Below are 13,008 nucleotides of genomic sequence, written 5' to 3' on the forward strand. Positions count from 1 at the left end.
GGCGGAAACCTCTCGTGCGGGGCGCCGCCGGGGCGGCGCGCCGCGGTTGGTCGGGGAACGGCGGCCTCCGGGCCGTCCTCCCCAGTTGCTTCAGGGCTTGGCCGCGGACACGTGCGGCGCGCGCCACACGATGCCGGCGGGCGCGGGTTCCGTCGGGTCGCAGCGGAGCCATTGCCCGTTGTCCACGCGCTCCCCCGTCATGGCGAGGATGAAGCCCCAGTGGGACACCACCAGGGTTTCGCGCCAATCTGGCAGCGCGGCCATCTCGGCGCGGAAATGCGCGGCGCGGGCTTCGATGTGGTGGTCGTGCTCCTCCTCGCCGGGCCACCACACCTCGTCGATGGCGGAGAAGTCGTGGTCGGGCCACGCGATGCGCAGGTCGGCGCAGGCGGAGCCCACGTCGCAGGTGAAGGCGTAGCGCTCCCGCACGCTGGGCGTGACCGTCACCGGCAGGCCGAGCCGCTTCGCCACCGGCGCGGCCGTTTGCAGGGCGCGGGTGTAAGGCGAGCACAGGATTCGCCGGATCGGCTCGCCGCCGAGGGCCTCGGCGGCGGCTTCCGCCTGTTTGTGTCCGAGGTCGGTCAGCTTCGGGTCGCTGATGCCGGGATCGCGGCGCGTGGCGGTGAAGTGCAGGTTGAACTCGCTCTGCCCGTGGCGCAGCAGGATCATGCGGGGTCCGGAGGGGAGGGGTTGGCGGGGAGCGGCGGCCCGGCGTCCGGAGCGCGCGCGTGTTCGGATCGCCCGGATACCGGCCGCGGGTCGGACGGGCAAGCCCGGCGCGGTTGCGGGCCACTCTCTCTCCTCTTATGTATGGGTGAACGGAGACCGATATGACTGGCGGAACGGTCGAGATCATCCTCCTCGCAATGGTCGCGGGTTTCTTGGTCCTGCGGCTGCGCAGCGTCCTCGGCCGCCGCCAAGGCTTCGAACGGCCGCCCCAGGCCGAGCGGCCGGCGAATTACGACCCCCGCGCCGCGCGGCCGGCCGATGGCGCCGCCGTTGAGGACGTGGCGCCTGCCGGTCCGAGCGCGGCCGGCGGCCCGGCGGGGCGCCGTGTCATCCCCGACCGGCGCGCCCCCGCAGGGCAGGCGCTGGTGCGCATCCAGGGCGTGGACGCGGGCTTCGACCCGTCCCGCTTCTTGGACGGCGCCGAGGCGGCCTTCCGCATGGTCGTCCAGGCCTTCGCCTCCGGCGATCGCGCGACGTTGCAGGCGCTGCTTTCCAGCGACGTCTACGCCGGCTTTGCCAAGGCGCTCGACGCGCGCGAGGCAGCGGGCGAGCGGCAGCGGACGGAGCTGCGTGCCGTGCACGAGGTGGCCATAGAGGCGGCGGACCTCCGCGGCACCGTCGCCGACATCACGGTCCGGTTCGTGACGGACCAGATCAACATGACCACCGGCCGGGACGGGGATGTGGTATTGGGCAGCGACGCGGTGACGGAGCTGACCGACCTTTGGACCTTCCAGCGCGACCTGAGCAGCGCCGACCCGACCTGGAAGCTGGTGGGCACCGGCGCCCAGTAGGACCACCGCGCCCGCCGGTCCGGGGCGGGGCCGCCGCTTCATCTCTTTCCCTGGGTCCGTACGGCGTTTTCGGACGAATGGCACGGCACAGGCCGCAGCGGCGTCGCCGCCTTGCTTCCTTGTCACTCCACTTCGTTGCAGGGCTTTGGCGCCGCAGCGTCAGACAGAGGGCGCGGTTCGGCCGTTGGCGGGACGAGTCTAGCCTTTTTGTTCCTGATCCGCGCGCGTGTCGCGCGGCGGCCGAGCGCAGCGACGGGGGCCGCTCGGCTGCGACGGGGCTGGCGCCGATGGTTCGTGCGGCGGCGACGTCCGCCCTGATCGTGGCCGGATTTTGCTTGTTCGTCGGAAGCAGTTCGCGTGCGCAGCCCGTGACGGTGCCCGATGGCTCGCTGTTCCGCGAGGTCGAATTCCGCGACATACCTGGCTGGCCGGGAGAGGACGCGGCACAAGCCTTGGCGCCCTTCCTCCACACCTGCCGCGGGTTGTCGGCGTGGGGCGCCGACCGGCCGACCGGCGGCGGGGGGGAGTTGGCGCGGCTCGGCGGGCGGCCGGGCGCCTTCGCGGGCGCTTGCGCCGAAGCCGAAGGCTTGGCCGAACACCTCGGCCGTCCCGCCGCGTCCCTTGGGGCGGAGGCCGGTGGCGCGGCGGAGCGGCGCACGGCGCTCGCGCGAGGCTTCTTCGAACGCAGGTTCCGGGCCTTCGCCGCCGGGACCGGCATGATGACCGGGTATTTCGAGCCGGAGCTGCGCGGGGCGGAGTACCCCGTCGGGCCGTTCCAGGTGCCGCTGCACGCGGCGCCTCCGTTCCTCTCCGCAGGGGCGCCGTTGCCCGACCGCGCCGCGATTGAGGCCGGCGCCCTGGCGGGGATGGGGCTGGAACTCGCCTGGGTCGATGACCCGGTGGACGCCTTCTTCCTGCACATCCAAGGCGCCGGCCGGTTGCGGCTGCACGACGGTCGCGTGCTGCGCGTGGGGTATGCGGGCAAGAACGGCCATCCCTACAAGGCGGTCGGGCGGGTGCTGCTCGACTCGGGCGCGATCCCGCGCGACCGGATGTCGATGCAGGCGATCCGCGCTTGGCTGGGGACGGCGCAGCCGGGCGAGGCGGCGGCGCTGCTGCGGCACAACCCTTCCTACGTGTTCTTCCGCGTGCTGGACGGGCTCGAACCGGGCGAGGGGCCGCCGGGGACGCTTGGCGTGCCGTTGACGCCGGGCCGCTCGCTCGCGGTGGACCCGGCCTTCATCCCGCTCGGCGCACCGGTTTTCGCCCTGACGCGCGACCCGGCGGACGGGGCGCCGATCCGGCGGCTCTTGCACGCGCAGGACACGGGCGGCGCCATCCGCGGCCCGGCGCGGGGCGACCTGTTCTGGGGCTGGGGCGAGGCGGCGGCGGCGCGGGCCGGGCCGATGCGGGAGGAGGCGGAGGTGTTCGTGCTGGTGCCGCGCGGCGAAGCGGCGCCCGGGGCGGGGGATGTCGCCGCCGCCGCGCCGGCGCTCCTTCCTGCGGCGCGGACGGCGCCTTAGATGACAGGGATGCTGCAAACCCGGCCGCGCGTCGCGCTCCTCGTCACCTGCCTCGTCGACCTTTACCGGCCGAACGTGGGCTTCTCCGCCATCAAGCTGCTGGAGGACGCGGGGTGCCAAGTGGAGGTGCCGCCGACCCAGACCTGCTGCGGCCAGCCCGCCTACAACAGCGGGGACCGCGCCGGGGCGCGCGACATGGCGCGGGCGGTGGTGGAGGCGTTCCTGCCCTACGACTACACGGTGGTGCCGAGCGGGTCCTGCGGCGGGATGGTGTCGCACCACTACCCGGGGCTGTTCGCGGACGACCCGCAGCTCCGCGCCAAGGCGGACGCGCTGGCGGCCAAGACCCACGAGCTGGTTTCCTTCCTCACCGATGTGATGGGCGTGGAGCGCGTTTCGGCGCGGCTGGACGGGGTGGCGACCTACCACGATTCCTGTTCGGGCCTGAGGGAGCTGGGGGTGAAGGCGCAACCGCGGCGGTTGCTGGCCGGCGTGAAGGGGTTGACGCTCAAGGAGATGCGCGACCCGGAGGTGTGCTGCGGCTTCGGCGGCACGTTCTGCGTGAAGTATCCCGGCATCTCGACCAAGATGGTGTCGGAGAAGGTCCGCGACGTGGCCGCCACCGGCGCGGACACGCTCCTCGCCGGCGACATGGGCTGCCTGATGAACATGGCCGGGCGCCTCCAGCGCGAAAACGTGCCGGTGAAGGTCCGGCACGTGGCGGAGGTGCTGGCCGGGCGCACGGGCGACGCGCCGGCGATCGGCGAAGCGGCGTCGGAGCGCTCGGACGCATGAGCGCGGCGGCGGCGGCGCTGCCGGCGGTTCTGGCGCCGCCGGGGCCGGCGGCGGCAACGCTGCACGCGGAGGTCGCGGGGCGCGGCTTCGCGCGGGTCCCGGGCGGCGCGATGGCGGCGTTGCTCGGGCCGGAAGCGGGCGAGGCGCTCGACGGGTTCGCGGCGAGCTGGGAGCGTTTGGAAACGGACGCCTTCATGGCGGACGGCGGTCGCTACCGGAGGCGGCGGCACGCCAATTTCGCAGCGCGCAGCGGCGTGCCGGGCCACGCGCGCGGGCCGCACCGGCCGCACTTCCAGGAGGTGGTCCACAACGGCCTCAATGGCGGGGTGGAGCGGTGGTTCGCGCCGGTGGAGGACGCGGTGGCGGGAAGCGCGGCGCTGCGGGCGCTGCTCGACCTCGGGCGCGGACTGGCGGACGCGCTGCACTGCGAGCGGGACTGGTTCGTGGAGGCGCACCAGTTCCGGATCGAGGCCGCCGCCGGCGCGCCGGGCTTCCCGACGCCGGAGGGCGTCCACCACGACGGCGTGGACGTGGTGCTGATCGCCATGGTCGCGCGGCGCAACCAGGCGGGCGGCGAGACGCTGGTGGCCGACGCGGACGGGGCGGAGCTGGCGCGCTTCACCCTGCTCAACCGGCTCGACACGGCGCTGCTGGACGACCGCCGGGTGCGGCACGGCGTGTCGCCGGTGCGGCCGGCGGACCCGGCGCTGCCCTCCTGCCGGGACGTGCTGGTGCTGACCTGGAAGCGCGGCGGTTCGCCCGGCTGAGCGGCCGCCGCCCGGCCGTCAGTACCGGAGAACGGCGGCCGCCGGCGCTTCGCCCGGCATCCCGCCCGGCGGCAGCACGAACACCTTGCCGCCTTGCTTGAGCGTCAGGGTGGCCGCGGCGTCCAGCAGGTCGGTGCCGCCCTTTGCGCCGTCCGGCAGGCGCTCCGCTGTCCCGTCCGCCTCGCCGATCCTGCCCCAAACCGCCGCGCCCTCCTCCAACAAGAGCGTGTCCACCCGGCCCGCCGCCGCCTCGACCGAAGCCGCGGCGCGCCGGTCGCCGCTGCCGGCCAGCGCCGCGAGGCGTTCGACCGCCTCGCGCCGGTCCGCGTCCAGCCGCGGCCGCATCACGGCGTAGGCCGCTTCGTGCAGCGCCCCCCCGTCCAGCGCATCCGGGTTGCCCTCCACCACGCCGGCGAGGAGCGGGCCGAGCGTGGTGAGCTTGCCGAAATGCCCGGCGATCTCCGCATCGGCCGCGAGCACGATCGGAACGCGGTCCCGCGCCGCCTGATCTTCCACGGCCGCCGCCAAGCGGCGGACGAACTCTTGGAGGCGCCCCTTGCGCCAATCCTCGGGGCTGTCGCCGTACACCTGCGCTTGGCTGATGTTCGCCGCGCCGACATGGGGCCGGTTGGGCGGGCTGGCCTGCAAGGGATTCTCGTAGTCCGGGTCGCCCACCACCGCCTCCATGCCTTGCGGCAGGCCCAATTCGGCGGCGTCGCGCTCTTGCAAAGCGAAGCGGGACGCGTCGTGCAGCCTGACGCCGCCGGCGGTCACGCTCAAAACCCGGAACGCGCCGTCAGCCGCCAGCAGCGGGACGAGCGGTTTGATCCGGAAGCCCTCGCCGACGCGGACGGAAGGCTCCAACGGGATCGGCACCTTGTGCGTCCGCATCGCCCCGTCTCCCAGGAAGAGGGCGAGGCCGTGGCTCTGGTGCTGCCAAAAGCCGTAGTCCTCCACCAGCGCCGCTGCGGGCGCGAGCAGCGCTTCCGCCGCCCCGCGGTCGAGGCCGGCCGCCTCCAGCGCGTCGCGCGCTTCCGCGAGAAGCGTCTTGAGGCGGATCGGGTCCTGCCGGATTTCGGTGCCGCGCACGTGGGTCGGCAAGAAGAGCGACACGCCCGGCGAGGGCGAAGCGTCCATCAGCGCTTCGAGGTCTGAGCGGGTGAACATCGGCTACGGCTGGGGGTCGTGGCGGATGGACCGGGCGCCCTTGGCGTCGTCGGCCCGGCCGAAATCGGTGTCCAGCAACGCCCTCAACTTCTTCGCCGCGCCCTCGTAGGCTTCTTCCAAGGTCCGGGCCTGGTGCGTGGCGGCCACGGGTTGCCGGCCGGCGGGCCGCGCCTCCATCGCGCACCGCTTGTCCGCGCCGGCCGACCGGGCGGCGCTCTGGTCGCCGAGGTGGACCTCGACGCGGGTGAGGCGGTCGGCGAAGCGCCGGAGCGCCGACTCCACGGCCGCCTGCACGCGGGCCTCCAAGGCCTCGCGGCCCTCCACGTTGTTGTCCGTGTTGACCTGAATCTGCACGACGCCTCCTGACGGGCTTGGCCCCTGCCACCCGCTGCGGCAACGCCCGCCGTCGCGGGCGGTTGGGCAGAGAAGCCGCTTTTCCTGCCGGGCTGCGGCCGCCCCGTTCCGGCGAAGGCCGGTCGCGGGAGGGCGGGGCGGGCGTTGGGCGTGGCTTGGCCCGCCGCCATCGCTAGGATGTCGCCACCCGGATGGAGGAAAAGGCGACCGTGCGAGGCTCAGGCACCGAATCGTGGCGCTGGGACGCCGCCGACATCGCCCGCGCCGTCCGGCTCGGCAGGGTTTCGGCGCGGGAAGTGGCGGAGGCCGCGCTGGCGCGGCAGGCGGAGGCGAACCCGGCCATCAACGCCGTGGTCCTGCCGCTGGAGCGCGAGGCGCTGGAAGGGGCGGAGGCGGTGGACGCCGCGCGGGAGCGGGGCGAGGCGCTGGGGCCGCTGGCCGGCGTGCCCGTCACCACCAAGATCAACGCCGACCAGCGCGGCCTGCCCACCAGCAACGGGGTGGTGGCGTTCCGGAACGTGGTGGCGGCCGAAGACAGCCCTGTTGTGGCGAACCTGCGCCGCGCCGGCGCCGTCATCATCGGCCGCACCAACACGCCGGCCTTCTCCTGGCGCTGGTTCACAGACAACGCGCTGCACGGGCGGACGCTGAACCCCTGGAACGCGGGGGTGACGCCGGGCGGCTCCTCGGGCGGCGCTTCGGCGGCGGTGGCGGCGGGCATCGGCGCGGTGGCGCACGGCAACGACATCGGCGGCTCGGTGCGCTACCCGGCTTACGCGTGTGGAGTCGCGGGCCTGCGGCCCTCGGCGGGGCGCATCCCGTCCTTCAACCCTTCAGCGGCGGCGGAGCGGCCGTTGTCGGGGCAGGTGCTGTCGGCGCAAGGGCCGCTGGCGCGGCGCGTCGGCGATCTGCGGCTGGCGTTGCAGGCGATGGCGGCGCCGGACCCGCGCGATCCGTGGCAGGCGCCGGTGCCGCTTTCGGGGCTGCCGGCGCCGGCGCGGCCGATCCGGGTCGCGCTCTGCGCCGACCCGGCGGGCGGGGGCGTGCACCCGACGGTCGCGGAGGCGGTGGACCGGGCCGGCAAGGCGCTCGAAGCGGCGGGCTACGCCGTGGAGCCGGCCGAACCGCCCAACTGGGCCGCGGTGGCGGAAGACTGGGACGCCTTCATCAACGCCGAGGCCACCGTCTACATGCGCGCGGGCTTCGAGCAGCACGCCGACCCCGCCGCGCGCGGCATCTTCGCCCGCTCCTCGGCGCGGCCGCTGCCGGCGATCGAAGACTACATGCGCCTCTTGGCGCGTCGCGCCACGCACCAGCGCGCCTGGGCGCGGTGGATGGCGGAGCGGCCGTTGCTGGTGATCCCGTGCTCGAACGAGCCGCCTTTCCCGCAGGGGCTGGACGAAACCGATTTCGACCGCGTGTTCCGGGCGCAGTCGCCGCTGTTCCCGACCGTGCTGCTCGGCCTGCCGAGCGTCGCGGTGCCGGCGGGCGTGGTGGACGGGTTGCCGACCGGCGTGCAGGTGGTGGCGCCGCGGTGGCGGGAGGACTTGGCGCTGGACGCGGCGGAGGTCATCGAGGCGGCTTGGCCGATGCCGACGCCGATCGGGCCGCGGGGGTGAGACGACAACGAGCAGCGGAGTTCCGGCCGCGAGAGGCGGCCGCGAATCTTCCGGCCTCCCGCCACGGATGGACCGACCGTGGCGTCCCTAGACGGCCGCGCGCCGACTTACGCCGCTTCGGGCAGCAGAGCCGGATTGCGCCAGCCCTGAACCCCGTCCACGACCAAGGAATCGCCCGGTCCCAGGATGGCCGGGCGTTCGATCTCCAGGCGCCATCCGGCCCGGAGCAGCGTGTCGCGCAGCCGCTCCTCGATGCGGCGTGAATGCGTGCCCACCAACAGGTAGGCGACCTTCGCCCGGAGCGTGTCGAGGGTGCCGGCGACGAGATCGGCCTCGCCGCCTTGGATGTCGACGTGGAGGAGGTCGACGCGGGCGTGGGGGCGGGCCAGCTCGCCCAGGGCCACCATCGGAACCTCGTCGTAGTCGCCCGACCCGACCGCGTCCCGCCGCTGCGCTTCCGTGGCGCCGAAAACCGGCTCCAGGCCCCAGGCCTCGCCCGCCTTCTCCTGCTTGGGAAACAGCGCGACGCCGGAGGTCGCGGCGGCGATGCCGCGGTGGAGTTCCACCTGCGAGGGCAGGAAACCGTTCGTGGCGGTGGCCTCGCGGGCGAAACCGATGTGGCCCTCGTCGCCCTCCACGCCGACCAGCCGCACGTCGAGGCCGGCGCGCCGGGCTGCGACGCCGGTGTTGTTCAGCCAGCAGCCCCAGCCGCATCCGAGTTCGACCACGGTGAAGGAGCCGCGCGCCAGGTCCACGGCGCGCAGCGCGGCGCCCCATTCCGCGATGTCGGCGTGCCAGTTGGCCGGGATCGGGACGCCCTCGACCTGCCCGGCCTTGCCGTCGAGGATAGACGGGAAGAATCTGGGTTCGATGGCAACGCCGAGGAAGTTCACCAGGAAGCCCGGGCGCGGCGCCGGGTCCGGCACGGCGTGGCGGCGCATGACCTCCTGCGGGTCGAAGGTCGCCTCGTAGCGGAAGAAGCGATCGGTGATCGCGTCGCCGGACTCGGCCGGGCCGGCGACGCGGGTGCGCAGCCGGGCGCGGAGGAGGGCGCGCACGCCGCTCAGCTTGCGGAGCGCCGGGAATCTGCGGGCCGCCCTCCGGAGGAAGCGCGCGCCGGCGCCGCCTGCGGCGCCTCCACTCACCGAAACACCGGCGGCGCGTCGTCGTCCGGCATCTCGGGCAGCGGCACCTCGATCCTGACCGTGGACGGGTCCACGCCCGTGCCGCGGTCGAGCCAGTAGGTCACGCTCTCCGGCCAGAAGATCACGATCGCCACCAGCACCAGTTGCAGCCCCACCCAGGGGATGGCGCCCCAGTAGATGTCTGCGCTGCGGACCTCCTTGGGCGCGATGCCGCGCAGGTAGAACAGCGCGAAGCCGAAGGGCGGGTGCATGAAGCTGGTTTGCATGTTCACGCAGAGCAGCACCCCGAACCACACCAGGTCGATGCCGAGCTTGGCCGCCACCGGCGCCAGCAACGGCACGACGATGAAGGCGATCTCGAAGAAGTCGAGGAAGAAGGCGAGGAAGAAGACGAAGATGTTGACGAAGATCAGGAAGCCGACCTGGCCGCCGGGCAGGCCGGACAAGAGGTGCTCGATCCACAGCGAGCCGTCCACGCCCTGGAACACCAGCGAGAACACGGTGGCGCCGATCAGGATGAACATCACCATCGCGGTGATGCGCATGGTGTTGCCCATCGCCTCGCGGATCAGCGCCCAGGTGAAGCGGCCGTTCAGGACGGCCAAGCCCGCCGCGCCGACCGCGCCCATGGCGCCGGCCTCCGTCGGCGTTGCCAGGCCGAGGAAGATCGTGCCCAGCACCAGGAAGATCAACACGATGGAGGGCACCATGCCCTTGAGCACGCGCCACCAGAGCGCCCACCCCCGCTGCGTCAGCGCCTCGTCCGGCAGCGCCGGCACGCGGTGCGGCGCGAAGATCGAGACGCCGGCGATGAAGGCGACGAAGAGCAGGATCTGTAGGATGGAGGGGCCGATCGCGCCGGCGTACATGTCGCCGACCGATTTGCCGAGCTGGTCGCCGAGCACGATCAGCACCAGGGAGGGCGGGATCACCTGGGTGATGGTGCCGGACGCGGCGATGACGCCGGTGGCGATCCGCATGTCGTAGCCGTAGCGCATCATGATGGGCAGCGAGATCATGCCCATGGCGATGACGGAGGCGGCGACGGTGCCGGTGATGGCGCCGAGGATCGCGCCCACGATGATGACGGCGTAGGCGAGGCCGCCCGGGACCTTGCCGAACAGTTGGCCGGTGCCCTCTAGCAGGTCTTCGGCGAGGCCGCAGCGCTCCAGGATGGCGCCCATCAAGGTGAAGAAGGGGATCGCCAAGAGGAGGTCGTTCGACAGGATGCCGAACACCCGCAGCGGCAGGTTGCCGAGATAGGCCGGGGTGAAGAAGCCCAGCTCGATGGATAGGAAGCCGAAGAACAGCCCGACCGCCGAGAGCGAGAAGGCGACCGGGAAGCCGATCAGCAGGAACACCACCAGGCCGCCGAACATCAGCGGCGGCATGACCTCCACGTTCACCATGAGAGGGGCCGCCTCATTGATCGGGCCGGTGGTATTCGACCACCACCTCGGCTTCCGGCTGCTCGCCGCGCAGCAGCGCCACGCGCTTCACCAATTCCGACAAGCCTTGCAGGCTCAAGAGGACGAAGCCGAGCGGCATCAGCAGCTTCACCGGCCAGCGGAGCAGCCCGCCTGCGTTGGGCGAACCCTCGTTGCGGATGAAGCTGTCCACGAAGAAGGGCCAAGTCATCCATGCCAGCAGCAGCGTCGCCGGCAGCAGGAACAGGATGATGCCGAGCACGTCCACCCAGATGCGCGCCCGCGTCCCCAGCATCCCGTACACCAAGTCCACCCGAACGTGCTCGTTGCGGAACAAGGTGTAGGAGGCGCCGAGCATGATGATGCCGGCGAAGAAGTACCACTGCACCTCCAACCAAGCGTTCGAGGAGTAGGAGATGCCGTAGCGCACGAAGGCGTTGCCGGCGGACACGGCGCAGGCGAGCAGCACGAACCAGTCCGCCACGCGCCCCATCGCGGCGTTGATCGAGTCCACGCCCCGGCTGAAGGCGAGCAGCGGCCGCATCACCGCCGTTGCTCGCCGGCGGCGCCGCGCTGCTCCTGGGCGTGCTGGAAGTAGACGAAGTTGTCGAAGGTGTTCTCCGCCACCCGGAACCATTGGAATTGGGTGTCGCGGAAGGCGCGAAAGTTGTCGTACACCTTCTTGAAGGCCTCGTTCCTGGCGGCCGTCTCGTCGTAGAGCTCGAAAGCGGCCTTGTAGCAGGCTTGGAGCACCTCGCGCGGGAAGGCGCGGAGCTGGGTGCCGGCGGCGACGAGCTGGCGCAGCGCCTGCGGGTTCTGCGCGTCGTACTTCGCCATGGTCTCCAAGGTCGCGTCGCGGCAGGCGCTTTCCAGCACCTCGCGGTAGGCGGGCGGCAGTTCGTCGTGCTTCGGCTTGGCGACGTAGAAGGAGAGGTTCAGCGCGCCCTCCCACCAGCCCGGGTAGTAGTAGAAGGGCGCGACGCGGTTGAAGCCGAGCTTCGCGTCGTCGTAGGGGCCGATCCACTCGGCGGCGTCGATGGTGCCCTTTTCCAGCGCCGGGTAGATGTCGCCGCCCGCGATCTGCTGCGGCACCACGCCGAGCTTGGCGAAGACCTGCCCCGCGATGCCGGCGATCCGCATCTTGAGGCCATTCAGGTCCTGGACGGTCTTGATCTCCTTGCGGAACCAGCCGCCCATTTGCGCGCCGGTGTTGCCGCAGGGAATAGACACGGTGTTGAAGCGCTCGAAGAACGGCCGCAGCGCCTCGCGCCCGCCGCCCGAGTAGAGCCAGGCGTTGAGCTGGCGGGTGTTCATGCCGAAGGGGACGGTGGCGTCGAAGGCGAAGGTCGGGTCCTTGCCGACGAAGTAGTAGGAGGCGGTGTGCGCGCACTCCACCGTGCCGCCCTGCACCGCGTCCGCCACTTGCAGGCCGGGCACGAGCTCGCCGGCCTGGAAGACGCGGATCTGGAACTTGCCGTCCGTCATCGCCGCGACGCGGCGGGACACGTGCTCGGCGGCGCCGTAGATGGTGTCGAGGGTGCGCGGAAAAGAACTGGCGCAGCGCCAACGGACTTCGGGCGCCGTTTGCGCCAGGGCCGGCGCGGCGAGCGCCGCTGCGCCGGCGACCGCGCCGCCGGTGATCAGTCCGCGACGACTCATGGACGTTCTTCCTCGCTCCGTTCTGGCGTGGGCCGGTTCTGACGGCGCCGGCCTCCCTGTGCGCAGTGTGCTTAATGCGAGACGGGTGCGGCGCAAAGGGCGCCTTTCGCGGCGCGCCCTGACGCGGCCCCCTTCACGGGGCGCCGGGGCGGTGGCTTCATGCCGGCCGTGACCATTCCGCCCGCCGCTGCCGCCACCCCGTGCTGACCGCCCTGGCCGTCGGCGCCGCCCTCCTCCTCGCGCTCGGCGCCTTCGCCGCTTCGCCGCCGGGCCGGGGCAGAACGGGCGCGTCGGTGGTGGGGGGCGGGTGCGTCGCGGCCTCTGCGGGTTTGGCCGTCCTCGGCCTCGCCGCCCTCGCGCCCGACGGCGAACCGGCGGGGGCGCTGACGCTTCCGCTGGGCCCGATCCGGGGGGGCGCCGCCTTGGCGCTGGACGGGTTGTCGGCGTGGTTCTTGGTGCCCGTGGGGATCGCGGGCGCCGGTTGCGCGCTTGCCGCCGCGGCCTCGCCGCCCCAGGCGCGTGGGCCGGCGGCGCTGCCGCTGTCGCTCGCCGGGTTGGCGCTCTGCTTCGCGGCGGCGGATGGCGCCTTGATGCTGTGCGGCCTCGGCTTGGTCCTTTTGGTGGTGGCGACGGGCGGCGAAGAACCCGGCGGCGCGGCGCCTGTGCTCGCCGTGGCGGGGCTGCTGTGCCTGGGCGCGGCGCTCGGCCTCCTGGGCGGCGCGGCGACCGGGTTCGACACGCTGCGCGCCCTGCCGCCCGAAGGTTGGCGGGCGGCGGCCGTGCCGTTCCTCGGCCTCGCCGGGGCGGGCGCGATCGCCGCGGCGCTGCCGCTCGCGGTGTCCCGGCCGGCGGGGGGCGTGGAAGCGCCGTTGCTCGCCGCGGCGCTGCCCTTGGCCGCCGTGTACGCATTGGCGCGCCTGCTCCCCGACCTCGGCGGGCCGGCGCAGCCGTCGTGGTGGGGCTTGCCGCGCGGCGCGGGCGGCGGCGCGGGCGCGGCGGCGGCGGCGGCGCGGGCGGCGTTGGCGGAGG

General features: G+C 73.1%; 12 protein-coding genes and 1 pseudogene. 6 read left to right on the forward strand and 7 right to left on the reverse strand.

The window, feature by feature from the left end:
• Window positions 1-90: 90 nt before the first annotated feature.
• Window positions 91-669 (reverse strand): histidine phosphatase family protein, encoded by a 579-nt coding sequence (locus tag ABD067_RS12140; protein WP_343895559.1) that lies wholly within the window; start codon window positions 667-669, stop codon window positions 91-93.
• Window positions 670-830: 161 nt separating this feature from the next.
• On the opposite strand from ABD067_RS12140, the gene ABD067_RS12145 reads away from it, so the two are divergent.
• The 4 genes from ABD067_RS12145 (at window position 831) to ABD067_RS12160 (ending at window position 4,608) form a co-directional block, all read left to right on the forward strand.
• Complete coding sequence (locus tag ABD067_RS12145) at window positions 831-1,523, forward strand: Tim44/TimA family putative adaptor protein (protein ID WP_343895560.1); 693 nt, start codon at window positions 831-833, stop codon at window positions 1,521-1,523.
• Between the two features lie 368 nt (window positions 1,524-1,891).
• The gene (gene mltA / locus ABD067_RS12150) at window positions 1,892-3,046 is read left to right on the forward strand and encodes a murein transglycosylase A (RefSeq protein WP_343895561.1); all 1,155 of its coding nucleotides are present in this window, start codon (window positions 1,892-1,894) and stop codon (window positions 3,044-3,046) included.
• On the forward strand, window positions 3,047-3,841 hold the full coding sequence (locus tag ABD067_RS12155) for a (Fe-S)-binding protein (protein ID WP_408871545.1): 795 nt from the start codon (window positions 3,047-3,049) through the stop codon (window positions 3,839-3,841).
• Window positions 3,838-4,608: a 2OG-Fe dioxygenase family protein gene (locus ABD067_RS12160; protein ID WP_343895562.1), complete on the forward strand. Its 771-nt coding sequence runs from the start codon at window positions 3,838-3,840 to the stop codon at window positions 4,606-4,608. Before ABD067_RS12155 ends, ABD067_RS12160 begins: the two co-directional genes overlap by 4 nt.
• Before the next feature lie 18 nt (window positions 4,609-4,626).
• Here ABD067_RS12160 and ABD067_RS12165 read toward each other — a convergent pair whose 3' ends face one another.
• Window positions 4,627-5,775 carry a baeRF3 domain-containing protein gene (locus ABD067_RS12165; RefSeq protein ID WP_343895563.1) on the reverse strand — a complete coding sequence of 383 codons (1,149 nt, stop codon included), beginning with the start codon at window positions 5,773-5,775 and terminating at the stop codon, window positions 4,627-4,629.
• A gap of 3 nt (window positions 5,776-5,778) precedes the next feature.
• Window positions 5,779-6,129 (reverse strand): HPF/RaiA family ribosome-associated protein, encoded by a 351-nt coding sequence (locus tag ABD067_RS12170; RefSeq protein WP_343895564.1) that lies wholly within the window; start codon window positions 6,127-6,129, stop codon window positions 5,779-5,781.
• Between the two features lie 209 nt (window positions 6,130-6,338).
• Between ABD067_RS12170 and ABD067_RS12175 the strand changes: the two genes are divergently transcribed.
• Window positions 6,339-7,748, forward strand: coding sequence for an amidase (locus tag ABD067_RS12175; protein WP_343895565.1), 1,410 nt, complete (start codon window positions 6,339-6,341; stop codon window positions 7,746-7,748).
• A 107-nt stretch (window positions 7,749-7,855) separates the two neighbouring features.
• On the opposite strand, the gene ABD067_RS12180 is transcribed toward ABD067_RS12175, so the two are convergent.
• The 4 genes from ABD067_RS12180 to ABD067_RS12195 all read right to left on the reverse strand — a co-directional run bounded on the left by ABD067_RS12180 (window position 7,856) and on the right by ABD067_RS12195 (window position 11,979).
• Window positions 7,856-8,806 carry a class I SAM-dependent methyltransferase gene (locus ABD067_RS12180; RefSeq protein WP_343895566.1) on the reverse strand — a complete coding sequence of 317 codons (951 nt, stop codon included), beginning with the start codon at window positions 8,804-8,806 and terminating at the stop codon, window positions 7,856-7,858.
• Window positions 8,807-8,889: 83 nt separating this feature from the next.
• Entirely contained in the window at window positions 8,890-10,302 is a 1,413-nt protein-coding gene (locus tag ABD067_RS12185; protein WP_343895567.1) for a TRAP transporter large permease, read from the reverse strand.
• Window positions 10,303-10,315: 13 nt separating this feature from the next.
• Window positions 10,316-10,864, reverse strand: a complete 549-nt coding sequence (locus ABD067_RS12190) for a TRAP transporter small permease subunit (RefSeq protein ID WP_343895568.1) — start codon at window positions 10,862-10,864, stop codon at window positions 10,316-10,318.
• The gene (locus tag ABD067_RS12195; RefSeq protein WP_343895569.1) at window positions 10,864-11,979 is read right to left on the reverse strand and encodes a TRAP transporter substrate-binding protein; all 1,116 of its coding nucleotides are present in this window, start codon (window positions 11,977-11,979) and stop codon (window positions 10,864-10,866) included. The genes ABD067_RS12190 and ABD067_RS12195 overlap by 1 nt, the downstream gene beginning before the upstream one ends.
• A gap of 200 nt (window positions 11,980-12,179) precedes the next feature.
• Here ABD067_RS12195 and ABD067_RS12200 point away from each other — a divergent pair.
• Window positions 12,180-13,008 (forward strand): annotated as a pseudogene (locus ABD067_RS12200) (hypothetical protein); the annotation flags it as partial.

It is taken from the genome of Craurococcus roseus (assembly GCF_039523795.1).
GTDB lineage: Bacteria > Pseudomonadota > Alphaproteobacteria > Acetobacterales > Acetobacteraceae > Craurococcus > Craurococcus roseus.